Raw genomic sequence first — 26,171 nt, 5'->3', positions numbered from 1 at the left:
TCGATGGGGCGCTGGGACAAAGGTGCGAATATATCATGGCGTGATATATTCCGCCTGAGCCTGGGTGCCTGTCCCTCCGTTGTGCCAGAGGGATGATGAGCTGCCCGGGGTACCCGTTCCCGCATCCATTTCTCCGGCAGGTCCCATGTCTTCCCCAATGCACTCCGACAAGCGCGACTACATGGTCGACCGCCGCATGCTGTTGCTGGCCGGCATCGCGCTGCTGATCGGCGCCGTCAGCACCGTCGCGGCCGACGTGCTGCTCAAGCTGATCCGCTTCTTTACCAACCTCTTCTTCTACCAGACGCTGTCGCTGGCCGACCGCTCGCCCGCCGGCCATGCGCTGGGCCCCTGGGTGATCGCCGTGCCGGTGGTCGGCGGCCTGATCGTCGGCCTGCTGGCGCGCTATGGCAGCGACAAGATCCGCGGCCACGGCATTCCTGAGGCCATCGAAGCCGTGCTGTTCGGCAAGAGCAAGATGTCGCCACGCGTAGCGGTGCTCAAGCCGCTGGCCTCGGGCATCGTGATCGGCAGCGGCGGCCCCTTCGGCGCCGAGGGGCCGATCATCATGACCGGCGGCTCCATCGCCTCGCTGCTGGCCCAGTACCTGCACCTGACCGCCGCCGAGCGCAAGACGCTGCTGGTGGCGGGCGCCTGTGCCGGCATGACGGCCATCTTCGGCACGCCGGTGGCGGCGGTGCTGTTGGGCATCGAGCTGCTGCTGTTCGAGCTGCGGCCGCGCAGCCTGCTGCCCGTGGCCCTGGCCTGCGGCGTGGCGGGTTTCCTGCGGCCGTGGCTGTTCGAGGCCGGCCCGCTCTTCCCGCTGCAGACCGCACCCGCGTCCACGCTCGCGCTCGGCTCCTGCGTGATCGCCGGCCTGCTGTGCGGCATCCTGGGCGCCTTGCTCACCCTGGGGCTGTACCGTGTCGAGGACGCCTTCGCCAAGCTGCCGCTGCACTGGATGTGGTGGCCGGCGCTCGGCGGCCTGGTGGTGGGCATCGGCGGCTACTTCGAGCCGCGCGCCCTCGGCGTCGGCTACGACGTGATCGGCGACCTCCTGCACAATCACCTGGCGGTGGAGGTGGCGGTGGCGCTGCTGCTGGTCAAGGCCGTGATCTGGGTCTGCGCGCTCGGTTCCGGCACCTCGGGCGGCGTGCTGGCGCCGCTGCTGATGCTCGGCGCCGGGCTGGGGGTGGTGCTCTCGCCCTGGCTGCCCGGCGGCACGCCGCAGCTGTGGGCGCTGGTGTGCATGGCCGGCGTGCTCGGCAGCGTGCTGGGGGCACCGCTTACCGCCATCGTGTTCGCCTTCGGGCTGACCCATGACAGCGAGGCCTTGCTGCCCTTGCTGCTGACCACAGCGGTGGCCTACGGCTTCTCGGCCCTGACCATGAAGCGTTCGATCATGACTGAAAAGATCGCGCGCCGCGGCCTGCATATCTACCGCGAGTACAGCGTCGATCCGCTCGAGCGGCAGCACGTGGCCGACCTGATGACGCGCGAGGTGATCAGCATCGACGGCGCGACCACCCTGGCGGATGCCGTGCAGCGCTATTTCGGCGAGCACCAGTCCCACCGGGGCTACCCGGTGGTGCAGGATGGCCGCGTGCTGGGAATGCTCGATCGCGCCATGCTGCGCGGGCGTGAGCAGGAGCCGGCGCATTGCGCCCAGCTCTTCACCGGCGCCTCGGTGCCGGCCGTGCTGCTGCCCGGCGAAACCGCGCGCGCCGCGGCAGGACGCATGGCGGCGCTTGGCGTGGGGCGCCTGGCCGTGGTGGAAGACGCCGGCTCGATGCGCCTGACCGGCATCGTCTCGCTGCGCGACCTGCTCCGGCCCAGCCGGCACCTCTGGCTGGAGGAGACGCAGCGCGAACGGCTGCGCGGCCCGGGCGGCACGGGCGGCAGCGCCCGCCCCGCGGCCTCGACGGCGGCCTGACACCGCCACTCGATGCCGGCTACTTCTTCGTGATCCGGTCCATCAGGCTCTTGACCTTCTGCTCGTTGCGGCGATCCATCTCGGCCTTCTCGGCCGGGGTGGTGGCCGCCCTGTTGCAGGGGGTGGCATAGGTCGGGAAGCGGGTCGCACACTGGGCCGCGAGCTGCTTGGCGCGATTCCAGTCGCCGGCCTGGCCGTAGAAGCGGATGGCATCGGGCCAGGCGGCGGGGGCGTCGTTGAAGTAGCTGAGGCCCTGGTCCATCACTTGTTGCGCCTGGCGGCCCTGGCCGCCGCCCAGCAGGTTGTTGGCGCGCGTCATGTAGACGGTCCAGGCACGGTCCGGCTCGGACTGCAAGTTGCGATCCAGCACCATGCCGGCGCGCTGCATGGCCTGCGCGTTGCCGCCGGGGCCGATCTCGGCCAGGCTCAGCATCAGCAGCGGCAGGGCCTGGCGGGCCGTGGGCCCCGAGCTTGGCGTCCAGCGCCAGCTTGCGCGCCCGCGCGTAGTCCTGGCCTTGCAGCGCGCTCTGGGCATCGGCCGCAAGCTGGTAGTTCTTCAGCGTGGCGGCGGTGCGCTTCTGCGCCAGCGCGCGCGTCCACGGCTCCACGCTCGGGCGGGGGCGGGGCTTGCCCGCCATCAGCGGCATCACCTGCCCGCTCAGGGAATCCAGGCGCGAGGCCGTCGACGGGTGCTCCACGGTGATCCGGCCCCACAGATCGCCCAGGCCGGTGTCCAGGCTCTTCAACATGCCGACGCCGCCAGACTCGAGCGAGGCCTGGAACTCACGCACGGTCTGGTTCACCGCGTCATTGCCCTGGGCCGCGCTATTCTTGCGCGCATTGTCGGCGGCGGCCTGCTTGACCTGCTCCAGCATGCGCTCCTTCTGCGCCTCGCGCCGCACGGTGTTCTTCTGCTCCCAGGTGTCCTGCCGCTCCAGGAAGGCCTTGAAGCCCTGAGTGAAGGAATAGCCCAGGCGCAGGCTGACGGTGGCTCCGAAGCGGTCAGCATTCTCTTCCTGCTGCCGTCCCCAGGCCGGCACCAGCATGCTCTTCCCCAGGAGGTAGGCGGCCAGCACGCTGTCGCCCAGGCCCCAGCCGGTGGCATTGCCCGCCTTCTGTGCCAGCAAAACGCCGACCGTGGTCCAGATGGCCAGCTTGTCCGCCGTATTGCTGGCGCCTTCGAGCTGGTGGTAGTCGAGATAGACGTGGCCGAACTCGTGCGACAGGATCGCCACGATCTCATCTTCCGACTCGGCCGAAGACAGCCAGCCGAGCGACACATAGATATTGCCGGCGCCGGTGCAATAGGCCTCCAGGTCGCTGGAGGGCGTGATGTAGACCGCGCCCGGCCAGCCCGGCACGCCGGCGGCCGTCTTGATCCTGGCCAGCAAGCCCGTCAGGTAGGCCTGCATTTCAGGCATGTCGACCAGACCGTTGCCGCGTGCGCGCTGGTTGCGCGCGTCCTGGGCGGGGTCCGGCCAGGTGCGGCCGGCGGGGGCGGGCGGCAGCTCGCCGGTCTTGACCACGAAGGCCTCGCCGCCGGGCAGGGTGGCGCAGCCGCCAGCCAGCAGGGCCGCGGCGGCGGCCAGCGCCAGGGCGCGCACGGTGCGGCCGGTGCCGCCGGTGCGGTTGGCGCGCCGCGCCGGCTTCGCTTGGGCTCCCATGGCGCTCAGCGGCAGGCGTTTTCGCCCGCGCCCGGCGTGGAGCCGGTCGGGCTGTTATTGGTCTTGCCCGCCACCACCGTGGGGTTGCAGTTGGCCTTGGCGTCGCGCGCCACGCGCACGGTCATGCTGTCGACCCAGTAGTCCTTGCCGCCCACGTGCACGCGGTAGAACTCATCCTTGGCGTCCAGGATGGGCCAGGGCAGGCCGTCCGGGGCCACGGTCTGCGCGACGGTGGCATCGCTGGGGCGCGCGTACAGCGGCAGCGGCTTCTGCAGCGCGGCGGTCACCTGGCCCAGGCTGGCCGGCGCGGCGGCCAGCGCGCTGCCGGCGCTGGCGAGGGGCAGGGCCGGCAACAGGCAAAGCGAGGCTGCGGCAATGACAGCTTGGCGGATGGCAAAGCGGCGCATGGTCTTACTCCGAGTGGTGCGATTCAGGAAGAAGGGATTGGTCCGGGTCTTCGCCCAGGGCGGCGTCGGTGATGGTGCGGGTCCAGCCCAGCCATTCGGCCGCCAGGGCCATGGCCGCAAGGTCCACCACCGGCAGGGTGCCGATGTCGAGCAGCCACTGCGCGGCCAGGATGAACAACAGCACGGCCACGGTCGAATAGGCGATGCGCCAGGCCTGGCGTGCGAACAAGTCCGCCAGGCGGCCGGCTGCCAGCCCGGCCTTGCCCGCGTAGCGCCGCACGTCGCCGTCCCGGCTCGCGCCGCAGGCGCGCGCCGCCCGTTCGCCCAGGCGCAGCAGCCATAGCGCTGCCGGCGGCTCGTTGTGCGCCGGCGCGCCGTGGCGGGTGGCGTGGCCCGCTTCGAGTCCCGCGCCTTGTCCCGTCTCATGCTCGGCATTGTGCTGCGCGTCCCGCTGCGCGGCCTCGCTGGCGAACAGGTAGCGCCGGTGCAGCAGCGCATGCGCAAGCATCACCACGATCGCGCCCAGCACGCCCAGTCGCCAGGGCGGCGGCATTTCCCACTCCAGTGCGCGCTTGTAGCGCTTGCCGTAGGTGAGCAGGTTGTCCAGCGCCATCGCGTGCATGAACACGCCCGGGATGGCGCCGTGTACCGGCGACGCCACCAGGTCGTTAGTGCCGGCCATCGAGGTGCCAATCAGCACGAAGCGCCCGTCGATGCGCTCGCGCAGCGCCTGCTCCTCGGCTTCCGTGGAAGGCTTGAGCTGGCGCATGGTCAGCGCCCGGCTATAGGGGCAGATCGGCTTGAGCGCCTCATCGCCTTCCCACTGCGCGCGCAGCGGCGGCGGCAAGACTTCGGCCAGGCCGTCGTAGGGGCGGCACCATTGCGCATAGCGCGGCAGGTCGGCATTTTTCACGCCCCAGACCAGCGCCATCGGCTCTTCCTCACGCGCAAGCCGTAGGCCGGCCGCATCCTCGGCCATCGCCAGCGCTGCGCTGCGCGCGGGTTTGTCGTGGCCGGCGCCGCCATGGCTCGCCTCCTGCGCGCCGGGCGCCTCGCGCCACAGCGGGTAGTTCCACACCAGCCGGTCGATGCGGTCCGCCTCGTAGTCCACGCCCACCATTTGGAAGCAGGGCGCTTCCCCGGGAGGCGCCTCCAGCCCTGGGCGCAGCGCCAGCTTCCCGTCCGGGCCGGGCAAGGCCGCCAGGAAGACCGGCACGCCGCGGTCGCGCAGCCGGCACAGCGCCTGCACCAGCGACGGCAGCGTGGCATCGTCGCGCGCCTGGGTGAAGGTGATGTCCAGAAAGATGGCGCGCGGCTTGTAGGCCTGCCCCAGCACTGACAGCCAGCGCGCATGCGTGCGGTAAGGCACCGGCCAGCCCTGGCCCGCTTCCGCCAGCGAGGCGTCGTCGATCAGCAGCACGCTGACGTCGTCGTGGTGCGCCGCCGGATAGAAGGCGCCCACCAGCGCGCTTTGCAGCCGCGCCGTCACATGGGTGATGGCATCACTGGAAGGCACCAGCTTGGGCATGCCCCACAGCATCAGGAATGAGAGAAGCAGGGCGGTCAGCAGGGACCAGAAGAAGCGCTTGAAACGCCGGAATCGCTTGGTGGAGGCCGTCTCGGCCAGGATGGCCGGCACGGCTTGAGGATGAGGCAAGCTTGGCATCCTGCGGGATCTTGTTCTTGTGGGTCGCCCGGCAGATCGCTGGCACCGTGGCGGCGCCGCAGCCAATCCGCCGGTTGTATCCAGATGGAATTGACGGCGCGAAAAGTAACTAATGATACGCTCGTATAGTTACATCTGCTTACAATCTCGCGAATTTCGCGCGATTCGCGCGAGAGTGTTGCGAGTGGACCTCATCCCCCAAGACGGGCATGGCGGATTGCGGGGCGCGGTGTGCCTGGCCGCGCCTTCCGTTCAGAGCATCCGCTTAGAGCAATCCGCTCAGGTGCTGGATGAGCAGGCTGCTCGATGCCACGCTGACCCACACCACCAGGCCCAGCACCAGGGGCTTCCAACCGGCGCTCCGCAACCGCTGCACATCCGTGCTCAGGCCGATGCCGGCCAGCGCCAGCACGATCATGAAGGGCGCGAAGTGGCGGATCGCGCTCGTGAGCGCGGGCGGCAGCCATTCATTGACCACCGACGCCAGCACGAACAGCACGATGAACCAGGGCACGTTCTTGTACAGCGGCACGTTCTGCTGTCCGCGGTTGAAGATCATGCCAAGGACCACGGTAACCGGCACGATCATCATGGCGCGGGTCAGCTTGACGATGGTGGCGTACTCCCCCGCGAAGTTGTTCCAGGCATAGCCGGCAGCCACCACGGACGAGGTGTCGTTGATGGCGGTGCCCGCCCACAGGCCGAAGCCGGTGTCCGACATGCCCAGTTGCCGGCCCAGGAAGGGGAAGACCATCACGGCCACGATATTGAACAGGAAGATGGTCGAGAGCGCGTAGGCCGTGTCGTGGTCGTCCGGTTTCACCACCGGCGTGATGGCCGCGATCGCCGAGCCACCGCAGATGGCCGTGCCCGCGCCGATCAGGATCTTCAGCTTCTCCGGAATGCGCAGCAGCTTGCCCATGAGCAGCGCCACCGCAAAGGCCACCCCAAGCGTGACCAACGACACCGGCAGCGAGGCCAGGCCGGTGTGTACAACGTCATGAAAAGGCAGGCTGAAGCCCAGGCCCACGATCGAATACTGCAGCACCTGCTTCGAGGCGAACTGGAGCCCCGGCTTGCAGGACTCGCCCGGCACGTAGAAGAAGCGGCAGGCCAGGCCGAGCAGCATACCCATCACCGCGCCGCCGAGCAGGGGGAAGTACTCGCCAAGGATCATCGCGGGAATGGCGATGGCGATCACCAGGGCCAGGCCGGGGACTCTACCTTTGAGAAGCGTGTTATGCATTTTCGTGTCGAGTAGCAAAGTTTGCATAACGTTATTACCTTTCCGTCTAAGGAGACAAACGGATAAAGTTTGTAGCTTCTACCTGAAAAATCGATATAAGGTCTTTGTGAAGAGGCGAATATGACACCCAAGGCCGAGCCGGAACGCGGAAACTGGTGATGTGGGTAGAGGGTAGGCAGGTAAAGCGGCTGATGGGCAACATTGAGGCGTTCGCCGGAACGAAGGCGCTCACCTCATGCTGATCAATCCCAGCCGCTTGCCAGTGGCACTTTCGGTTTGTTCGGCGAAAGCGAGGAAAGCGACGAAAGCCAGACGCCGGCTCTCGTCGCTCTGATGGACACCGCTTCGGCAGTGGAGGCCGTTGCCGAAGCGTTCCGTGCCGCCTGGCACGCGATAGCACTCAGAACCGGTGGCGCACGCCCACGGCAACGCCGAGCATGTCGTCCTTGCCGGCGCCGAGGAAGTAGCCGTTGGCAAAGTTGATCGCCGAGGTATCAAGATTCAGGCCGGCGTTCTTGGCATAGGCCGTGGTCAGGTACACATCGGTTCGCGCGGACAGTTGGTACTTGGCGATGAAGGAAAGCTGCCACGGGTTCTTGACGTTGCCGCCGGCCTGGCTCTTTACGTTGTCGTAGTAGTAGGCCAGCGTCAAGGCAAGCGCTGAGGTAGCGTCGTAGTTCGCGCCAATCCAGTAATAGTCGTCGCGCAGCAGCGTGGCGCCGTCTGCGCCATTGTTCTTGCCCCAACGATAGCCGCCCATGATCTTTGCCGGCCCGGCTGCGTAGCTGGCAGCCACGCCTGCCTTCTTGAACGTACCCGTGCCGCCCGCCGCGTTGAGCGTGGGGTTGAACTGGCCATATGCCAGCGCCGCGCCGAATGCGCCGGCGGAGTAGTTCACGGCCCCGCCATAGCCGGTATCGCGCCGGAACTGGCCGGGGATCTCGCCGCTGCCGGCGACGCCATTGCCGAAAGACCAGTGCGCGGTCGCGGTGACGGGCCCGAAGTTGCCGGTGTACTTGGCGGTATTGTCCGAACGGAAATCCAGGCCGAGTTGCGCCGCGACGGGCTCGTACTGCGATCCATAGCGGGCGGGCGAAAAGTCGGCGAAAGCGTCGAAGATGGCGGTGTACTGGCGGCCGAAGGTGAAGCGGCCAATGCCATCGCTCTGCAGGCCAACGAATGCCTGGCGGCCGAACAGCCTGCCGCCTTGCGACTGTTTCCCATCATTCAGGTTGAAGCCGCTCTCCATGACGTACACGGCTTTCAGGCCGCGCCCAAGATCCTCCACGCCGCGCAGACCCCAGCGTGACCCGGATAGCCCGCCGGAGGTCAGGCCGAGCCTGTTCCCGGCTTTGCCGGGGAACCCTGGCTGAAGCGGTGTGGTGCTGGACATATTGGTCACGTACTCGACGTTGGCATCCGCCACGCCGTATAGCGTCACGCTCGACTGAGCCTTGGCTTCTTCGCCCGCCGCCGCCAATGCGGCCATTGCCAGCGTTGCGTAAAGCGTGTTCTGCGTCTTTGTCTTCCTGGATTGCACGGCTTGTCTCCGATTCTTTTTATTCATGGGCTTGCCGCGAGCGGCAATGCGGGGGCAATGCCGGCATCCATGCGGTCCGGCATTGCTTGTGCTGCAGGGGTTGGGGTGATTCAGCCGTGCCTAATGCGGGATCGCCGCAAGGATGGCTTTGACGGCACCGGCGAATGCCGCTGAGGATTCGACTGACCGGCGCTGCGCCGATCCGCCGGTGGTGGCGTTGGCACTGGTGGGCCGCGGCGCGGAGTCCGGATTGGATGAGAACTTCACGATGGTCAGCGCCTGCTTCGGATTGATGTAGATCCGCTGGCCAAAGCGTCCACTTGCCTCGATCGATCCGTCGCCATCATTGACCTGGTACCAATAGTCCCGATAGCCGTAGTTGGTTCTGCCGGCTGCCAGGTTGCCCTTGGCGAACAGCGCCTGGTTGTTGGCGGGGCTCAGGGCGATGCGAACCGCTTTGGCGGTGAGCCTGTCCGGGTTCTCTCCCGAACTGGCCTTGCGTATGACTTCAGCGAAGCGGGCGGCGTCGCGCAGGGTGCTGTTCATGCCGCCGCTGGCCATTTCAGTCCCGAGCGGGTCGACCTGGATATAGGCCTCGTCTTCCGCGAACTTCGACCACAGCCGCTCAGAAACCAGCGTGCTCCAGGACTGGCCGGTAATCCTGCGCAGCGCCCAGGCAATGGCCTCTGGCGAGCCGTTCTGATAGTAGAAGACGCCGGTCCCCGCGGTGTCCTGCGGACTGCGGGCGACCTTCAGGAAGTCGTAGATATTGTCGGGCGCCCCGTCACGGCGGGGAACGATGCCAACGGCGCCAAACAGACCAAGATCGGGCGGAAGGCTGGCCGGGTAGTTCACCGCCACCTCCATATCCAGGTTCTGCTGAATCGTAGCTTCGCCGAATGGATTGCCGGCAAGTTCCGGCACGTAGGTTGCCAGCTTTGCGTGAGGATCCAGTCTTCCTTCGTCGATCAGCATGGCGGCAATCAAGCCAGTGATGGACTTCGTCATCGAGGCCCAGATGTGGTGCTGCCGAGGCCCGAACGAATCGAAGTAGCGCTCGTAAACGACCTTCCCCTTGTGCAGAACGATGAAGCCGTCGGTGTAGGTATCGTGAAGGTAACTGGACAGCTTGATCTGCCGCCCGTCGAGATCGAACGCCACATCATCAAGATCCGCAACCGGCCCCGAGGGCAGCGCAAGGGCCGACGACGCGCGTGCAATGCCGGCGGTGGGCGATGTCTCGCGCGTGTGGCGGAATGCCCATCGCAGGTTCGGTAGCTGGAAGGCATTCGCCTTGGTGACGCGCTTGTCCTGCGGTGGCGGAAATCCTTGCATGACACCGAGCTTGACCGGGTCGGTAGTCTCGGCCTGACTTTGCGCCTGTGCATTTGCCGGCATGGATGCGGCCGCGAGCATAGCGGCTATCGCAATCGCCGTGCCGGTTCCGTGCTTGGGTCCAGAAAGCATGGTGTCTCCGTTTTTTATCGTGTTGTGATGGCCGGTGCGCCGTGCTCGCCTAGCGTCGGAACGTGATCGTCGCTCGCGGGCAGGCCAAGCGAGAACTCGACGGGGAAGCGCGGCGCGATGGCTCTGGCGTAGTCTGTGAGACGCCAGGCATCACCACAATGTCGCATTGGCTATAAGGGCATAGCCAATGGGAATGCGGGAATGGAGACAAGAGATCTAAGGTACGTGCTGGCCATCAATGCACGGAATACGTCGGGCCGGCCTCAGGCTTCGGCGTCGGCTGACGCGATGGGCTTTCGCGCCGCGCCGGTTTGCTCCCCTCTCCCGCTTGCGGGAGAGGGGCCGGGGGAGAGGGCAGGCGCTGGCAAACTGCGACGTGCTGGACAACACCGACGGCTTCGTTTGCTTGTGGCGCCTTGCTAGACCACCCCTCTCCCCAGCCCTCTCCCCATGAGGGGAGAGGGAGCGAAAACACCATGCTTGGCCAACGGCGTTGGCGCACCTTGTCGGCTTCGGCTGGCGCTGGGCTTTCGCCCCGCGCCGGTTTGCTCCCCTCTCCCGCTTGCGGGAGAGGGGCCGGGGGAGAGGGCAGGCGCTGGCAAACGGCGACGTGCTGGACCACACCGACGGCTTCGTTTGGTTGTGGCGCCTTGCTAGACCACCCCTCTCCCCAGCCCTCTCCCCATGAGGGTGTATGGACCGGGGACATAGGTGACACCTGTTCGGAGACATGGGTAACACATCTAGACTGGTTGGCAGTGCCTTTAAGGAGACCTGCCATGCCATGGAAGGAGGTGTCACGCATGGAACAACGCAGGGAATTGGTGATGCTAGCGAGCCAGCCTGGCGCGAACCGACGGGAGTTGGCCAGGCGCTGGGGCATCGCGGCCAAGACGCTCTACAAATGGCTGGAGCGGTATGCGCAGGATGGTGCTGACGGGCTGGCGGACCAGAGCCGGCGGCCGGCCGCGAGTCCGCGGCAGACGAGCACCGAGGTCGAGCAGCAGGTGCTGGCGCTGCGCGACGCGCATCCGTATTGGGGCGCGCGCAAGCTGGCGCGGCTGCTGCAGAACGCCGGATTGCCGTCGGTGCCGGCGCCGAGCACGGTGCACGAGATCCTGCGCCGCCATGGGCGGCTTGGCGAAGGGGCAGCGGGCGGCCCGAGGCCGTTCCAGCGCTTCGAGCATGATGCGCCCAATGCCTTGTGGCAGATGGATTTCAAGGGCTACGTGCTCAACGAGCACGGGCGCTGCCATCCGCTCACGGTGCTCGACGATCATTCGCGCTTCAACCTGTGCCTGGCCGCCTGCGCAGACCAGCGCAGCGACACGGTCAAGCCGCACCTGATCGCCGTGTTCCGCCGCTACGGCCTGCCACGGCGCATGACGATGGACAATGGCCCACCCTGGGGCGGGGACCTCGACGGGCTGGGCTATACCGCGCTGACGGTCTGGCTGATGCAGTTGGGCATCGGGGTCAGTCATTCGCGACCGTATCACCCGCAGACGCAGGGCAAGGACGAGCGGTTTCACCGCACGCTCAAGGTCGAGTTGCTGCAGCATCGGCGCTTTGTCGACAACGCACAGGCGCAGCGTGCCTTCAATCAATATCGCGAGGTGTACAACGGCAAGCGCCCTCATCAGGCGCTGGGCATGGCCGTGCCGCTGCAGCGCTATCGCGCCAGCGTCGTGGTGTATCCGGAAACGTTGCCTGTGGTGGAGTACTTGTCCTCGGACAAGGTCTATAAAGTCGACAGGTCCGCGCGCATCGAGGTGGGCCGCCAACGGTTGCGGATCGGCAAGGCATTCATCGGCCAGCGCATTGCCTTGCGGCCCAAGGCGCAGGATGGCTGCTTCGGTGTGTGGTTCAGTCGGTTCGAGATCGGAGAAATTGATCTGCGCGCATCATGATGCGCGCAGATCACGTGTTACCTATGTCTCCGAACACCCGTTACCTATGTCCCCGGTCCATACACTCTCCCCATGAGGGGAGAGGGAGCCAACACACGATGCTTGGCCAACGGCGTAGGCGCACCTTGTCGGCTTCGGCTGGCGCTGGGCTTTCGCCCCGCGCCGGTTTGCTCCCCTCTCCCGCTTGCGGGAGAGGGGCCGGGGGAGAGGGCAGGCGCCAGCAGCCACGACGTGCTGCCTTTTACCGATCCCCCCTCAGGCCGCCGCTGCCGCCAGCGCGCCGGTCCTTGGCACCGCCGCCAGCGTCTGGCGGATGCCTTCCGCATAGGGCGTCTTGTGGATCGGCCCAAGCAGCCGCTGCAGCGCCGTGTCGTCCAGGATCACGGGATCCGTCTGCAGGTAGTGCATCTCCACCAGTTCACGCATGAGGGGATTGAACATGCCGATCAGGCGCAGCATCGTCTTGCCCGCCACGCGCAGCTTCAGTCGCTTGCCGGTCTGACGTTCCATCTCCGCCACCAATGCGCGCTGGCTCGCCACGCCCGCCCCGGCAAGGTGCCAGATCTTGCCGTAGGCGGCCGGCGTCTCCACCAACCGCACCACCACCGGCCCCACATCGGGCACGAAGACGAACTCATGCGGCAGATCGACGGGGCCGATCATATCGGCCGTGCCGCCGTTCACCGCCGCCAGAGCGGCCCGGTGCAGGAAGCTGGTTTCCACGCCGGGGCCGTAGAAGTCCGGCAGGCGCAGCACGGTCGCCTGGCTACGGCCCGCCGCGTGGGCCTGCATCAGCAGATCTTCCTGGGCCAGGCGCATGCGCCCCTTGTAGGTATGCGGCTCGCGCGGGTGGTCTTCGCGCACCGGGTTGGCCTGCGGGTGGCCGTAGGGGTAGACAGTGCCGATCAGCACGATCCGCCTGACGCCGGCGGCCACCGCGCCTTCCAGCGTCTTGCGCATCAGCTCGGGATGCAGCTCGAACTGCCAGTAGTTCACGCCGACCATATAGATCAGCGTCTCCACGCCCTCGGCCGCGGCGCGCACCGAGGCCGGCGAGTCAGGGTTCCAAGTGACGATCTCGGCGAGCGGGTCGGCGCCGAAGGCCTCGCGCAGGCTGCGCTCGCTGCGCCCGACCACACGGTAGGGCTGGCCCTGGCCGCGCAGTGCGGCGGCAACGCTTTGGCCGATGGCGCCTGCGGCACCGAACAGCGCAACCTTGGTCATGGTGATTCTCCTGTTTGGCTGGCCTTCCGGCCCAGGCTCCCCGGGTCAGGGATGGAGGAAGGCGTGAGAGGGATGAACGCAGTGTGCGACGGCGGCAGCAAAAAGGAAATTGGCTAGAATCGACTTGTAGCTATAGAAAAATGCATACCATGGCCGAAGCCGAGCCCAACTGGGAGTGGTACCGCACCTTCCTGCAGGTGCTGGAAACGGGCTCGCTGTCCGCGGCCGGGCGGGCGATGGGCCTCACGCAGCCCACCGTCGGCCGGCACATCGACAGCCTCGAGGCCGCGCTGGGCCTGAAGCTCTTCACGCGCTCCTTCGACGGCTTCGCCCCCACCGACGCGGCCCACGAACTGCAGCCCTACGCCGCCAGCCTGGCCACCACCGCCGCCGCGCTGCGCCGCGTGGCCAGCAGCCACGGCGCCGGCGTGCGGGGCACGGTGCGGCTGACGGCGAGCGAGATCATCGGCGTGGAGGTGCTGCCGCCCATCCTAGCGGCACTGCGCAGCCAGCATCCGGAACTGACCGTCGAACTCGTGCTGTCCAACCGGGCAGACGACCTGCTGCGGCGCGAGGCCGACATCGCCGTGCGCATGTTCCGTCCTGAGCAGGGCGCGCTGGTGGCAAAGCGAGTGGGCGGCATCGAACTCGGCCTGCATGCCCATCAACGCTACCTGGCGGCGCATGGCACGCCAAAGTCGATGGATGAACTAACCCGTCACACCCTGATCGGCTTCGACCGGGAAACCGCCTTCATCCGCCGCGTGCAACAGCAATACCCAGTGTTCTCGCGCGACAGCCTGGCCTTCCGCGCCGACAGCGACCTGGCCCAGCTCGGGGCGCTGCGCGCCGGCTTTGGTATCGGCGTGTGCCATGTCGCGCTGGCGGCGCGGGACAATCGGCTGGTCCGCCTGTTGCCGGACCAGTTCGCGCCCACCCTGGATACCTGGGTCACCATGCACGAAGACCTGCGCGAGAGTGCGCGCTGCGCGGTGACGTTTGCTGCGCTGGCGGCGGGGTTGCGGGCTTATGTGGAGGGAGGGTAGCGGGCGGCGCGGTGGTCAGGCCGGCCATGGTGGCGTGGCCGTGCCGGATCACACTTCGAGATCACCATAAAAGGACCACGAGGAGCGGTTCCCCTGGTTAGGCCACGAGCCGCATTCCGGCGATCTTGGCGGCCTTGGTGTCGAACGTTGCCGTGTATTCACACTGGGCTTCATGACACGCCCGTTCGATCAGGCAGTCAGCGAAATCGGCCGACGATCCTGCATACAGCCGCAATGCCTTCCACACTGTGTCCGCCGCTTCGACTACCAGTTCCCTTGTGCGAAGCAGTGTCTCGACAACCAGCGCGATTTCACTGCGGTCCGCACCATAGGCGCGCCCAAGTACCCACACGACTTCGACCAGGGCGATCAGCGTGACGTAGCCTGGGCTGTCAGCCGTTAGCGATTCGATCAGTGCAGTGGCCTTCTTTGACTGGATCGGATCGTCCTGCGCGAAGTACCGGACAAGCACATTCGTGTCCAGGCCGATCATCGGGCCGACCTTCCCTGCTCAGCGATTGCTTCATTCATCTCCTCGATCGACACCGGCTTCGCGGGCTTGCGGATGATGCCTTTGAGTGCGGTAACCGAGTGGGTGGCAGGGACCACCTCATACCGTCCCGATTGCTCGTTGAGGATGAATTCAATGCGGTCCCCGGTGGACAGGCCCAGATGGGTCCGCACCTCTACGGGAATCGTGACCTGACCTTTCGATGTCAAGGTTGTGGATGCCATGGCGCCTCCAGATCTTCATCTTCCTTACTTTAGTGTAAGGAGTCTGCTTGCCGCAAGCACTGACAACCCGTCTGAAAATGGCCTTGCTGTCGCTGGCCTACCCACCGGTCGTCCCCACGAAGGCGAGACCCTGCCCGCAAGGCGGGCGCCAGATCACAACCCAGGGGTCGTTTCGCGGGCACAGGCTCGCTGCAAGACACTGGACGCTCGCTTGTGCAGGTGCGACGCGCATCTCCCAACGGGCCCTGAGGCTATTTTCCCCCGGATGCAGTGGCCGGCAAGGCGAACCCAGGAGGCGCTTTAACCCAAGGGTTACCGTTCAACTCCATGTTGTAGCCAGTTGCATAGAGGGCTCGCATGTAATCGTTGTCGAACTCTTCCTTGTGCGGCGCCTTGAAACTGGCCGGAATGAAGGCAAGGTTGAAATCAACGCCGTCACGCTCTGCTGTGGCATAGATGCGGTAGAGGTCGCCGATGCCCTGGCTTTGAATCAGCGAAGCGACCGCGCGAGCAGCAATGCTCATCGTGGAGCGCTCAACCTGCGCCCAATCCGCATCGAGTCTGGCGTTGCGGATCACATAGAGTTTGCGCTCCCGATTGACGCCGACTGAAGCCGCCTCGTCCCTAATGCGGATCCCGGCGGGATAGGCGAACACTTGTGCCACGATGCCCCCATCAACATGCATTTCCTGATAGGGCTTTCCGTTGGCTTCGACGTCAATCATCATCGGTGGAAAGCCGCCCGGGATCGACGCGGACGCCACCATGACATTGATGAAGAGGTCTAATGCCTTGGGCCCCCCATAGCTTGCGATCTTGCCCATGTCCCATATGATTGCGCGCCGTGCATCGAGGTCGGCAGTAGCAACCAACAGCATGCGGCCCTTCGCATACTCCGCGGCAATCTCGCTGAGCAAGTCGCTGGTCACAGACTTTCGCGTCAGCGCTAGCAAGGGCGCATTGTCGGCCATCCCGTCGCTCAGCACGCCGGCAATAAGGCTACGCGGCTTCAATACGTCTTTTGGGGTGATGGTCGTGTAGACCTCTTTCAACGTCGCGTCGTATTTCGGCCCGAGAAAAGCGAAAGGCGCAATCAGAGCCCCAGTGCTTATGCCGGTAACAAGCTTGAACTCCGGTCGCGTCCCGGTCGCCGTCCACGCATTCAGTAGGCCAGCGGCGAATGCACCGTTGTCGCCACCACCCGAAATCGCGACATACACCGCCGGTGGCATCGGGCCTTTGTGCCCCTGCTGCACAAGGTAATCCCGTTCTCGCTTCAGTGCTTGTAAAGCCGCTTCCTTCAATTCTGGAATATCAATCCCTGCCGTGTAGCGAACCCCGGGCATGCCAGGAATTTCCGCTTTCGCCGTTAGTTCCGGGGGGACTGCTGGCAGGCGTTCCGGTGTAGTCGAGCACCCCTGCAATATGACCGTGGCAGCGGCGACCAAGCCGAAAAAAGCGGATTTCAGGTTCAGTCGGCGCCTGGCAATGCCGCCCAGGGACCATGCTGCAGCAAACAATTTGCTCATGATTTCGGCCTCCTTGCGCTGGTCTCGCTAGCCGCCCTGCGGATGGCGGAATCGCTGCGTGTGGATTTCTGGGCTCCGAGAGCCGGGGGCCGTGAGCGCTTCGCCGTCGCGGCACGCATCGGTCGACTCGAAAGCTCGGCCAAGCCATCCACGTATGCGCCGGTTGCTCAGGTTCAGGCCAAGGTCGGCTTGTTTCACGTGCTCGTTGTGCATCCGGACCCATCGACTCGATATCCGGTCTTGCGCGAGTCTTGAACATCCTCCCTAGTCTAGTCCAAGCGATCTGGTGGTTAATCGCTGCTGCCTAAGGCACGCAGGTGGCCGACCGGGCGGCAACTGTCTATGTCGCAGCCGGTCCGATACGCCTTAGCTGGCTTGACCAATCAGCCTTGTCCCACGGCGCCGACGTACGCAAAGTCTTGCGCAAACGGTCATTGGGTTGCGGTGGCATATCGAGCCGAGCGAGGAACGCCGCGTAGGCCTTCGGGGTTACCGCGATGATCGTCTGGTCACGCAGCGTGGCCTCGGCAGCCGCGCGTGCGGCTTCCCGAATGAATGCCGCGCACGTCTTTCCCTGGAGCCTGGGGGGCTGCAGGCGTCATAGTCAGCCGCCACCGGCGCGTCCGGCACCTCACACGGCGCCCGTTTCGACCGCAATGCCGATTTCTTTACCCCTCTTCGAGATAATCCCTGCATCCGTAGGGATGTAAGTTTGCTGCTGCGCAGCATAATTCTAGGCAGCAACTAATGACCCCGTTGCTAACTTCATCGAGGGTATAGACGTCCCCGCGCCTATACCCTCTTTTTCTTCCGTCAGGCTCTGCCTATCGGCCGGGTGTCAGTGCATCACAGCTCCGCTCGCAGGCTTGCCCTGCGACCCAGGCCCCGGCCGCGCCGGCGCTCGAAGAAGTTGAGCAGCCATCAGACCACGGCCCAGCCGGGCAGCCCACACGAGAAGTAGACCCCGCCGAGCGCCACGGATCCGTTGAGACTGCCCATCCAGCCGGCCAGGCCGAAGTGCTGAATCACCGCAGTGCCGCCGCACAAGCTGACCACCACCGTGGCGATCAGCGCCACCGCCAGCTCGCGCCGCGTGCGCATCGGCGTCATCGCCATCACCGCGACACCTTCTGCGAAACATACGACTTACGTGGGGAACCGGAACGATCCACTCGCGCGTTCTGTTGTCACGCCGGCCATCTACCATTCACGGGTCGGACCTCACTGACCGTAGTAGCCAAGATATGAAATCCCTCTACATTCTCGCCGCCGCCGTACTGGCAACTTCCGCACATGCTGGGCAACCGTTTGGAATGAGCGGCCGTGGCCAACTCGGCAGCGCAATGCAGTATGGCGGCGCGACGTCGTATGGAGGCGTTGGCTACGGCAACGCAGCAACCGCAGCAGGGATGGCGGGGGCAGGGGCGTACGGTACGCGCAAGACGCAGCCCTATTCGGCCACCGGCGTGAACGCCGATAGGTTGCAGATGTATAGCGCCGCAGGAAGCAAAGGGATCCACGAAGATCCCTCATCAGCGGGAACCACGAATACGTACGCTCAACATCGCCACTCCGCTTCCTCGTCAAACTCGCGGGCCAGCGGTAACTCCACTAGCACAGCGGCACCACAGTAGGAAACTGCTCCCCCCTGTGGATCGGCAGCGATAGCATCATGCAAACCACTTCCCCCACGCGGCCGACAACATCAAGCTGCCCAGCGTCACGCTTCGCTGCTGCGTAACTCATGAGCGCCACGAAATCTGGCGCGTGCAGCTGGCCCGCCTGCTGCCAGACCAGTTCGCGCCGACCCTGGACACTTGGGTCACCATGCACGAAGACCTGCGCGGGAGTGCGCGTTGCGCGGTGACGCTTGACGCGCTGGCGGTGGGGTTGCGGGCTTATGTGGAGGGAGGGTAGCGGGCAGCGCTGGCAGGAGCGAAGCGCCGCAAGGCAGCCATCGGGCCGACGCTTCCCGTTCCGCGATGGCTTCGTTCATCTCTTCGACCGACACCGGTTTCGTTGGCTTACGGATGATGCCTTTGAGTGCGGTAACCGAGCGGGTCGCCGGAATTACCTCATACCGTCCCGTCTGCTCGTTGAGGATGAATTCGATGCGGTCCCCGCTGGACAGGCCCAGGTGGGTGCGCACTTCAACGGGGATCGTGACCTGTCCTCTTGATGTCAAGGTTGCAGATGCCATGACGCCTCCGAACTCCTTTTGCATGTTCCGGGTGGCTTGATCAATCAGCCTTGCCCCACGGCCGGCAGATGCGATTACGTCGCTCTGGCGAATTCGTGTTGCTCAATCTTGCGCAGCACATCTTCGCCAATGCTCTCTTTGGCTAGTTCCATATCGTAGTGGGACTGCAGGCGCATCCAGCTTTGCGGATCCGTGCGGAAGTAGGCGCCCAGGCGTACCGCGGTGTCAGCCGTGATGGCGCGCTCGCCTCTCACAATCTCATTGATGAGGCGTAGGGGCACGCCAATGGCCTTGGCCAGCGCGTAGTGGGAGAGGCCGAATGGTCCGAGCCAATCCCGCGCGAGAATCTCGCCCGGGGTAGCAAGCAGGATATGACGGGTCATGGCAGTGCTCATCTTCAGAGTGTTCCGGGTCGATCTGACTTCCAGCGTCGTCAATGGTGGTCAACGATCCCGACGTCGCTTGCATGACAGCTGGCAAACCGGAAGCAGATACGCCACTGTTCGTTGATCCGAATGCTGTACTGCCCGGCCCGGTCCCTATGCAGCAGTTCAAACCGGTTGTTGAGCGGGATGTGCAGAAACTCAAGGATCCGAAGGCGACCAAGGTCGCTGGCATGCAGCGCATCATGCAGACGGGAGCGGTGCGGGGGCAGCTTGGCCCTACGAATGCAAAAGCATCTGATCCAGATTGGCCCGCCAGCAGTCCGAGATAGAGATAGGTGGCCAAGACCGGCGCGACAAGGCCCAGCGCGACAAATAGGATCCACTCCCGAACCATCGAGAGAATGCCCTCGTAGCCTTTCCGGATGCGCAGAGATCTTTCCGCCATAGGTCCTCGTTTCGCTAAGTGGCACATCAAAGTGCTCACACGCGAAACTGATCTACTGTGCGTGTGCTAGCCATCAGGAGAGGCCGAAAGGCGGTGGGGAATTGTCGCAACGCGAGCGACCAGGGTCTATTCAAGGTCGTCGCCCGGCCCTCCGCTTTGCGATTTCTTCAAAGCGTCAGCTGAAATTCCTGGAGGGGCGAAGCTTCGCGCGATTGCGATGACACAGAATGGGGTTCACCGGAGTGGTGTGCCGCTCCTGCGTGACTTCATGCTTGACTACGTGCAGGAGCGGAACGCGGCTGAGCATGATGTCTAGTCGGCCGGCTGCTCTTGAGGTGGGGCTACTTCAAGCGTTCCCAGAGCTTGTACACGTCATCGTCATTGCGCTTACCCACGACCACGACATCAACAAGCTCATCGCCTTCCACCGCATAAATGACGCGGTATTCCCCGACGTCAAGACGACGCTCTCCGCGGGAGGCGCCTTGCAATGGTTGGCTGTCGTGGGGTTCGGGATTGTTCATCAGCCCAAAGATGGCCGATACAACTTGGCGATACTGCTTTGCGTCAAGTTTGCTGCAGGCCTTTAGCGCCTGCTTGGTCATCTTCAGGTGCATTGTCAGCGTTCCGGTTGGCGCTCAGGAACGCACCGACTTCTTCGGGGCTCGCGTATCCCTCATTGCGAGCGATCTCTGCCCTGGCAAGCCAAAGCTGGTCTTCGAGTTCCTGGATGCGGTTCACGAGCGCGTCAAAGTCCCGCTTCGACACCACGTAAGCCGTGAGACGCTCATGCCGAGTGATCGCAACCGGGCGGCCGAGTGCCTCATCCAGAACCTCGCCGAAGCGGGTCTTTGCGTCCCTCGCGCTAAAGGTCGTGAGGGCTGGAGTCATTTCCTATCTCCTTGCTGACCGCTCCCTGGGCAACCGGGAGCAGGGGAGCCCGCGAAACGAGTTGTCGTTTCTACGACGGCCTCCCCCGGCACAAACATCGTGCCAATGATCACAGCGTACTACTCTGGTCCAAAGTGGTCAATTGTGGTCAAAATGGTCATTTTTTGGCGATTCACACGCCTCCTTCTACCGGTGTCAGACGACGATGAGCGCGACGATGGTCAGGATCGGCCGATTTGGGTTCAGCCTTCGTCCTCCCCCATGCCAGCCAGCTCACTCAACAACTGCGCCTCCAGCGCCAACCCCACCGCCACAGAGAGAATCCCCTCGTGCATGGCCGGCAACAGCTCGCCGAAGTTGTCATTGCTGGCGGCGTAGTCGCGCAGGAAGAACAGCAAGCTGTGCAGTTGCGCGGCCTTGTCGGCGGCGACTTCCAGCGGGGTTTCCAGCGCGTACCACGTGGTCACGCAGACGGCAGAGCCGCTGTGGCTGACGGTGACGTTGCTGTGGCTGTGTTCACGCATGGCGGGCCCTCCTTGTTGGCGTGGGAGCGCTTTGTGGTGTGGGTTGCCGTGGTGGTACCGATAGCCCCATGAGGGCGAGCGAAGATCGAAGCATGGGAATGCCTCCTTTTCGTGCGGTCGAATGCCGCTCCCCGCTGCTAATCGGGGTGGGCGGGCGCAAGGCAGGGTTAGCAGACCGGCGAAAAGGACCGGCGAGCCCGGAGGCTCCCCCGCCAGGGCCCGCCCATGGGAAGCATGGACGCGCGCGGGCGCGATGGACGAAAGAATACCGCCATTTGGCGATCGTCCATCCTTTTCAGTCGGGCTGCTAAACCCCATCGCTGCGGATGCAGCGACTCGCCCAGCTTAGCGAGGCAATCCCCGCAAAGCTTTACAACTTGTAAGTACTGAGCAAAATGCTCGTCTCAGTCGCCGAAATCCCCTCAATCATCCGCACCCTATCCAGCGTCCGGTCGAAGGCCTCCAGCGAATCCGCCCGCAGCTCGGCAATGATGTCCCAGCGCCCATTGGTTGTGTGCAGCGCCTGCACGTTCGGCTCGCCGCGCAGGGCCTGCAGTACCTCGCGCGATTTATTACCTTCCACCGCTACCGTCATCCAGGCGCGGATGCGGTGCGGCTCGGCTTCGGGCTTCAGGCGCACCGTATAGCCCACGATCACGCCGTCCTGTTCCAGCTTGGCGATGCGGTTCTGCACGGTGGCGCGCGACACGCGCAGCGCCTTGGCCAGTGCGGTCACCGGCATGCGTGCGTTGTCACGCAGCAGGGAGAGCAATTGGCGGTCGGTGTCGTCCATGGAGCCGGCTTCCGGTGTGTTTCAGACGGTACTTGGCAAAGTGCCAGAAGGCGCTAGCAATCTGCTAAATGTGCAGCGCGTTTTGCTCATTCTGCTCCCTTTTAGTTAGCGCCGTCATCTCCCAGAATTCAGTCAGGCCAAGCGGGACCGGACACGACTCCCCAGCCCCCAACCTGACCCCTGACTGACAACGAAAGGAGCCGCGCAATGACCCAAGCCACTATCCTGCTGGTCGATCCGACCCACTACGATGTTTCCTACAGCATCAATCCGTGGATGGATCCAGCGCGGTGGGCGAGTGACCCGCAAGGCATGCACCGCAGCGCGGTCGATGCCTTCGGCGCGCTGCGCGAGGCGCTGCAGGCCGCGGGGTTTGCCGTGGAGGTGGCGCAGGGCACCGCCGGCCAGCCGGACATGGTGTTCCCGGCCAACGCCGCCGTGGTACTGGATGGCCGCGCCTTGCTGGCGCGCTTCCGCTACCCGCAGCGCCGCGGCGAGGAAGCGCCGTTCGCCCGAATCTTCGAAGGCCTGCGCGAGCGCGGCCTGCTGACCGACGTGAGCCTGCTGCCCGAAGGCTGTTACCAGGAAGGGGCGGGCGACTGCATCTGGGATGCCACGCGCGGCCACTTCTGGGCCGGCTTCGGCCCGCGCTCCACGAGAGTCGCGGCCGACGCGGTATCCGCCCATTTCGACCGGCCCGTGGTGGCGCTGGAACTGGCCACCGAGCACAGCTACCACCTGGACGTCTGCTTCTGCCCGCTGTCGGGCGGCGAGATCCTCTATTACCCGCCCGCCTTCTCGGAAGATTCGCTGCGCGAACTGCGCCGGCGCGTGCCGCTCAGCCAGCGCATCGAGGCCACCGAGGCGGACCTGCGCCACTTCAGCGTGAACGCCGTCAACCTGCACGACCAGGTGGTGATGACCCGCACCACCCCGCACCTGCGCAGCGAGCTGGGCCAGCGCGGCTATCGGCTGCATGAAGTGGACCTGACTCCCTTCATGCTGTCCGGCGGCGGTGCCTACTGCATGACGCTGCGGCTGGACCGCAGCAGCGCCGCCACCCGCGTGGCGGACACGAGCACGGGGGAGCAGGCGGCCGCCTGAGCGTGGCGCCAGTTGGCGCGGCGCGCAGCGGCTACCGGCGAGCATACGGAACACGAACGGAACACAAGGACAGTACGAAGGGAACGCACAGGAGACCAACATGAAGGAATCCGCCATGACACGCTTCCTGGACGCCGGCGACGTCGGCCGTCTGGTGCGCCATGTCGGCGTCGGGCAGGCCATTGCCGAGATGGCCAGCTATATCCAGCAAGACCTCTCCCGCTGGGATGCCTTCGAAAAATCGGCCCGCCTGGCCAGCCACTCACCTGAAGGGGTGATCGAGTTGATGCCGGTGACCGACGGCGTGCAGTACACCTTCAAATATGTAAACGGCCACCCGCGCAACGCCCGCCACGCCATGCCAACGGTGATGGCCTTCGGCGTGCTGGCTGAAGTGGAAAGCGGCTTCCCGCTGCTGCTGGCCGACATGACCCTGGGCACCGCGCTGCGCACAGCCGCCACCTCGGCGCTGGCCGCCAAGCTGATGGCCCGGCCGGGCGCCGCCACCATGGCCCTGATCGGCAATGGCGCGCAAGCCGAATTCCAGGCGCTGGCCTTCCACGGCATGCTGGGCGTGCACACCATCCACGCCTATGACGTTGATCCGGCCGCCACCGCCAAGCTGGTGCGCAACCTGGCCGGCGTGCCGGGCCTGGCCATCCTGCCGGCAGCCTCGGCGCGCGATGCGGTGCGCGGGGCCGACATCATCACCACCGCCACGGCAGACAAGACGCGCGCCACCATCCTGCATCCGGACATGGTTCGGCCGGGCGTGCACCTGAACGCAGTCGGTGGCGATTGCCCGGGCAAGACTGAACTGCATCCGGACATTCTTCGGCACGCGCGCATCGTCGTCGAATACGCGCCGCAGACACGGACCGAAGGAGAAATCCAGCAATTGCCGGCGGACACGCCGGTGACCGAGCTATGGCAACTGGTGGCCGGGCAGGCGCGCGGCCGCACGAACCCGGACGAAGTCACCTTGTTCGATTCCGTCGGGTTTGCGCTGGAAGACTACTCGGCCCTGCGCTGGCTGCATGCGAAGGCGCATGCCCTGCATATCGGCCGGTACGTGGAACTGGTAGCCAACGCGCCCGATCCGCGCGACCTGTACGGATGGGTGATGGCGGAGGAGGGGGAAGCGCCGGCGGCAGCGGCTGGGCTCAGCGCAGCCGGGCTAGGCCAGGCGATGGCGGCCTGAGCGGGGCGGTCCGGTTGGGGTTCAGCGGGCCGCTCCGCGGACAGGCCGTGGAAGCGGGAACGAACTAGTGGGGTGGGAACGGGGGCATCGGGCTGGCCGGGTGGATCAACGCCCGGCCAGTCTGGCGCCTTGCCGGCGCGCGGCACCCCCGTAGGCGCAGCGGGGCACAGCGGCCCCAGGCTGTCCGCTCAGGCGCCGGTGCGCCCGTTCATCATCAGTTGCGCGCGCAGGAATCCCTTGACTTCATCCAGCGTCGGCGTCTTCAGGAACACCATGATGCCGCGATGCTGCAGTGCATCCGTGACACCCTCGAAACTGCGCCGGCTGGTGATGACGGCAAACACCACGCGCTGGCTCACAAAGAACTGCTGCAGCTTCTCGATCCGGGCCATCTCGGCCGGATTCACTTCGTCCAGGTAGTAAAGCACCACACGCGGGTGGCTGCTGACCGAGGTGATGATCGTGTCGATCACGTCTTCCACCACCACGCTCTTAAGCGGCAAGCCCCACTTGTCGAGCTGCGTGTGGATCTTCTGCGCTTCCTGGTGATTGGGGTGGAAGACAACCAGATCCAGTTCATGCACGGAAGCCGGCGTCTCCTTGCCAACCCGGGTGGCCAGCAGGTTGTGCACGGTTTCCTTGTGAATGCGCCGGTGACCGCCATTGGTCTTCCAAGCACCCAGCTCGCCACGCTCCACCATCTTCTGGACCGTGCCCAGCGAAACGTTCAGCAGCTTGGCCGCCGTTCGCGTGCTGTAATATGGCTTTTCAGCCACATCAGTATCCGTTGTCATAAATATCACCCCTGGAAATCCAGCAAATCCAACAAATCCATCTCCGGCTTCAACGAATCCAACGGGATCCGCATGACGCGTTGCGATGGTCGGGAGTAGCAATGGCATGTATCGCGCGGGGTTCCCTGTCCCCAGTTCGATCGCACCTGTTCGGTGCATGCTCTTCGTATGTACCTGCTTTGACACAACCCCCCGTACGGGGGGAATTGCTCCGAATAATACGATCTTCTTGGGAAAAAGCGAGGTCTGGCTACGAATTGTTACAGGGTGCTGTTGAGCACTTCTGTGCGAAAGGGCACAAATGTGTTTTTTGGTGAGTTCGGCAGGGTTGCGCGAGCGGAGGCTATGGCGGCTTTGCGTCGCTGCGTGCTTGGGCTAACTGAAAGAGTTCCGCTGGCGTTGAGAGGCACCCATTTGTCAGGTGGCGCCAGTTGGCGGGAGGAATTGAGCGGCCGCAAGCGCGGCAGGCCATCTCAAGAGAGGGTAGGGCAATCAAGCGGATTGCGCCCTCAGCCCGCCCCGGGCAGGAAGTGCCCAGGGCGGGCGCTGGCAAAGCGTTAGCGCGCCGGCGTGACGTGGGGGTTAGCTGTAGGTCTTTACGAGCCTGTTCTTCAGCGGCCAGCGCCTGGCTGCCAGAATCCAGATGCAGGCGAGCGGCCCAAGGATCGGCACCAGCGACAGATACGCGTACCCCGGATGAAAGTGGGCCTGCTTGAACACGCTCCGGAATGGCAGGAACCAGGCCAGTTCAAAGGCCATCATGGCAATCAGATAGATGAGTGTGTTGTTCATGGCGTCAGGGCTTTCGGATTGCGTTCATGCGGTGCTGCGAATGATTATCGAAATCCCCCCAAGGCCTTGCACCCCCGCGTCAGGAGGGTTGGGAGGAGAGGGCGTCTCCGTGCGCTGGCAGGCGGTTCCCATCGCACCTCCATCCTGAACGTAGAGCACGGCACCGTTTCGATCCTGCTGCCAAATCCACACCTTAGGCTGCGCAACTGCTGGCCTACCATGTCCCTATCAAGCTGCCCCTCTGGCGCATGCACCTAGCAGAAGGACAGCCTGACCGGCGCACCACGCCGCACCCCAGCGCTCAACCTGCCTCCGACACAGCACGGACCGCACACGCGGGCCATCCGCGGCGATCACAACCGACCGATGAGTTCATCCCCCTGCGTGTGGGGTGGGGCAACCCCTCATTGCTTGCTACCTTTCGGGCTGGCCGGAATCGGCCGGAATTGGCCGGATGTCGAATATGCCATTTCAGATACATATCTCGTTTTTTCTCACTTGATGTGCGTTTTTTTTAACCCACTCGGGTGTTGTTTTTTAAAGCCAGCAATTTCGCCTGCCCGGCCTTTCCGCAACTGGCGCCAGGGCAAGGGAAGTGACGTGATTGCCGCCTAAAAGTTACGATTTCACACAGGGTGATGTGGCCGCGCGTGGTCAGCCCTAAAGTGAAATGC

The 26,171-nt window shown here is 64.9% G+C and carries 24 protein-coding genes and 3 pseudogenes; 6 read left to right on the top strand and 21 right to left on the bottom strand.

The features are described 5' to 3' along the window. Positions 1-145 precede the first annotated feature (145 nt). Positions 146-1,933 (top strand): chloride channel protein, encoded by a 1,788-nt coding sequence (locus tag AC1Z3O_RS14470; protein ID WP_483516395.1) that lies wholly within the window; start codon positions 146-148, stop codon positions 1,931-1,933. 713 nt (positions 1,934-2,646) lie between these two features. On the opposite strand, the pseudogene AC1Z3O_RS14465 reads toward AC1Z3O_RS14470, so the two are convergent. The 6 genes and pseudogenes from AC1Z3O_RS14465 to AC1Z3O_RS14440 form a co-directional block, all read right to left on the bottom strand. Continuing rightward, a pseudogene (locus AC1Z3O_RS14465) lies at positions 2,647-3,345 on the bottom strand (M48 family metalloprotease); the annotation flags it as partial. A gap of 257 nt (positions 3,346-3,602) precedes the next feature. Further along, positions 3,603-4,004, bottom strand: coding sequence for a hypothetical protein (locus tag AC1Z3O_RS14460; RefSeq protein WP_483516394.1), 402 nt, complete (start codon positions 4,002-4,004; stop codon positions 3,603-3,605). Between the two features lie 4 nt (positions 4,005-4,008). Continuing rightward, the gene (locus tag AC1Z3O_RS14455) at positions 4,009-5,661 is read right to left on the bottom strand and encodes a CHASE2 domain-containing protein (protein ID WP_483516393.1); all 1,653 of its coding nucleotides are present in this window, start codon (positions 5,659-5,661) and stop codon (positions 4,009-4,011) included. Between the two features lie 274 nt (positions 5,662-5,935). Next, positions 5,936-6,916, bottom strand: coding sequence for a YeiH family protein (locus tag AC1Z3O_RS14450; RefSeq protein ID WP_483516392.1), 981 nt, complete (start codon positions 6,914-6,916; stop codon positions 5,936-5,938). Positions 6,917-7,316: 400 nt separating this feature from the next. Then, positions 7,317-8,405, bottom strand: a complete 1,089-nt coding sequence (locus tag AC1Z3O_RS14445) for a porin (RefSeq protein WP_483517608.1) — start codon at positions 8,403-8,405, stop codon at positions 7,317-7,319. Positions 8,406-8,576: 171 nt separating this feature from the next. Then, complete coding sequence (locus tag AC1Z3O_RS14440; protein ID WP_483516391.1) at positions 8,577-9,923, bottom strand: serine hydrolase domain-containing protein; 1,347 nt, start codon at positions 9,921-9,923, stop codon at positions 8,577-8,579. A gap of 779 nt (positions 9,924-10,702) precedes the next feature. On the opposite strand from AC1Z3O_RS14440, the gene AC1Z3O_RS14435 reads away from it, so the two are divergent. After that, a complete protein-coding gene (locus AC1Z3O_RS14435; RefSeq protein WP_483516390.1) occupies positions 10,703-11,833 on the top strand; it encodes an IS481 family transposase in 1,131 nt (376 codons plus the stop codon). 255 nt (positions 11,834-12,088) lie between these two features. On the opposite strand, the gene AC1Z3O_RS14430 is transcribed toward AC1Z3O_RS14435, so the two are convergent. Beyond that, positions 12,089-13,057: an NAD-dependent epimerase/dehydratase family protein gene (locus AC1Z3O_RS14430; RefSeq protein ID WP_483516389.1), complete on the bottom strand. Its 969-nt coding sequence runs from the start codon at positions 13,055-13,057 to the stop codon at positions 12,089-12,091. A 149-nt stretch (positions 13,058-13,206) separates the two neighbouring features. Here AC1Z3O_RS14430 and AC1Z3O_RS14425 point away from each other — a divergent pair, with 149 nt between their 5' ends. Next, the gene (locus tag AC1Z3O_RS14425) at positions 13,207-14,103 is read left to right on the top strand and encodes a LysR family transcriptional regulator (protein WP_483516388.1); all 897 of its coding nucleotides are present in this window, start codon (positions 13,207-13,209) and stop codon (positions 14,101-14,103) included. 97 nt (positions 14,104-14,200) lie between these two features. Here AC1Z3O_RS14425 and AC1Z3O_RS14420 read toward each other — a convergent pair whose 3' ends face one another. From AC1Z3O_RS14420 to AC1Z3O_RS14400, 5 genes are all read right to left on the bottom strand, one after another. Further along, entirely contained in the window at positions 14,201-14,596 is a 396-nt protein-coding gene (locus AC1Z3O_RS14420) for a PIN domain-containing protein (protein WP_483516387.1), read from the bottom strand. Beyond that, a complete protein-coding gene (locus tag AC1Z3O_RS14415) occupies positions 14,593-14,838 on the bottom strand; it encodes an AbrB/MazE/SpoVT family DNA-binding domain-containing protein (RefSeq protein ID WP_483516386.1) in 246 nt (81 codons plus the stop codon). The genes AC1Z3O_RS14420 and AC1Z3O_RS14415 overlap by 4 nt, the downstream gene beginning before the upstream one ends. A gap of 251 nt (positions 14,839-15,089) precedes the next feature. Continuing rightward, positions 15,090-16,367: a patatin-like phospholipase family protein gene (locus tag AC1Z3O_RS14410; protein WP_483516385.1), complete on the bottom strand. Its 1,278-nt coding sequence runs from the start codon at positions 16,365-16,367 to the stop codon at positions 15,090-15,092. A gap of 340 nt (positions 16,368-16,707) precedes the next feature. Next, positions 16,708-16,962 carry a type II toxin-antitoxin system TacA family antitoxin gene (locus tag AC1Z3O_RS14405; protein WP_483517607.1) on the bottom strand — a complete coding sequence of 85 codons (255 nt, stop codon included), beginning with the start codon at positions 16,960-16,962 and terminating at the stop codon, positions 16,708-16,710. Between the two features lie 326 nt (positions 16,963-17,288). Further along, positions 17,289-17,483 (bottom strand): hypothetical protein, encoded by a 195-nt coding sequence (locus AC1Z3O_RS14400; RefSeq protein ID WP_483516384.1) that lies wholly within the window; start codon positions 17,481-17,483, stop codon positions 17,289-17,291. A 657-nt stretch (positions 17,484-18,140) separates the two neighbouring features. Between AC1Z3O_RS14400 and AC1Z3O_RS14395 the strand changes: the two are divergent. Beyond that, positions 18,141-18,284: pseudogene (locus tag AC1Z3O_RS14395) on the top strand (LysR family transcriptional regulator); the annotation flags it as partial. Between the two features lie 40 nt (positions 18,285-18,324). On the opposite strand, the pseudogene AC1Z3O_RS14390 reads toward AC1Z3O_RS14395, so the two are convergent. From AC1Z3O_RS14390 to AC1Z3O_RS14360, 7 genes and pseudogenes are all read right to left on the bottom strand, one after another. Further along, positions 18,325-18,567: pseudogene (locus tag AC1Z3O_RS14390) on the bottom strand (AbrB/MazE/SpoVT family DNA-binding domain-containing protein); the annotation flags it as partial. 74 nt (positions 18,568-18,641) lie between these two features. Beyond that, positions 18,642-18,950 carry a HigA family addiction module antitoxin gene (locus AC1Z3O_RS14385; protein WP_483516383.1) on the bottom strand — a complete coding sequence of 103 codons (309 nt, stop codon included), beginning with the start codon at positions 18,948-18,950 and terminating at the stop codon, positions 18,642-18,644. 50 nt (positions 18,951-19,000) lie between these two features. Continuing rightward, on the bottom strand, positions 19,001-19,336 hold the full coding sequence (locus tag AC1Z3O_RS14380; RefSeq protein ID WP_483517606.1) for a type II toxin-antitoxin system RelE/ParE family toxin: 336 nt from the start codon (positions 19,334-19,336) through the stop codon (positions 19,001-19,003). A 403-nt stretch (positions 19,337-19,739) separates the two neighbouring features. Further along, positions 19,740-20,003, bottom strand: coding sequence for a type II toxin-antitoxin system RelE family toxin (locus AC1Z3O_RS14375; RefSeq protein ID WP_483516382.1), 264 nt, complete (start codon positions 20,001-20,003; stop codon positions 19,740-19,742). Continuing rightward, positions 19,966-20,289, bottom strand: a complete 324-nt coding sequence (locus AC1Z3O_RS14370) for a type II toxin-antitoxin system Phd/YefM family antitoxin (RefSeq protein ID WP_483516381.1) — start codon at positions 20,287-20,289, stop codon at positions 19,966-19,968. The genes AC1Z3O_RS14375 and AC1Z3O_RS14370 overlap by 38 nt, the downstream gene beginning before the upstream one ends. Positions 20,290-20,531: 242 nt before the next feature. Continuing rightward, a complete protein-coding gene (locus tag AC1Z3O_RS14365) occupies positions 20,532-20,813 on the bottom strand; it encodes a hypothetical protein (protein WP_483516380.1) in 282 nt (93 codons plus the stop codon). Between the two features lie 370 nt (positions 20,814-21,183). Beyond that, complete coding sequence (locus tag AC1Z3O_RS14360; protein WP_483516379.1) at positions 21,184-21,606, bottom strand: Lrp/AsnC family transcriptional regulator; 423 nt, start codon at positions 21,604-21,606, stop codon at positions 21,184-21,186. Between the two features lie 207 nt (positions 21,607-21,813). Between AC1Z3O_RS14360 and AC1Z3O_RS14355 the strand changes: the two genes are divergently transcribed. Both AC1Z3O_RS14355 and AC1Z3O_RS14350 read left to right on the top strand, forming a co-directional pair. Beyond that, a complete protein-coding gene (locus AC1Z3O_RS14355; RefSeq protein WP_483516378.1) occupies positions 21,814-22,710 on the top strand; it encodes a dimethylarginine dimethylaminohydrolase family protein in 897 nt (298 codons plus the stop codon). 100 nt (positions 22,711-22,810) lie between these two features. After that, positions 22,811-23,911 carry an ornithine cyclodeaminase gene (locus tag AC1Z3O_RS14350; protein ID WP_483516377.1) on the top strand — a complete coding sequence of 367 codons (1,101 nt, stop codon included), beginning with the start codon at positions 22,811-22,813 and terminating at the stop codon, positions 23,909-23,911. Positions 23,912-24,099: 188 nt separating this feature from the next. On the opposite strand, the gene AC1Z3O_RS14345 is transcribed toward AC1Z3O_RS14350, so the two are convergent. Next, positions 24,100-24,705 (bottom strand): helix-turn-helix domain-containing protein, encoded by a 606-nt coding sequence (locus AC1Z3O_RS14345; RefSeq protein WP_483516376.1) that lies wholly within the window; start codon positions 24,703-24,705, stop codon positions 24,100-24,102. A gap of 582 nt (positions 24,706-25,287) precedes the next feature. Further along, a complete protein-coding gene (locus AC1Z3O_RS14340; protein ID WP_483516375.1) occupies positions 25,288-25,497 on the bottom strand; it encodes a hypothetical protein in 210 nt (69 codons plus the stop codon). Positions 25,498-26,171: the final 674 nt, after the last annotated feature.

Source organism: Cupriavidus sp. 09_S30 (assembly GCF_056930435.1).
Note: the sequence above shows the minus strand (reverse complement) of the source record. Positions and strands in the feature narration are given on the sequence as shown.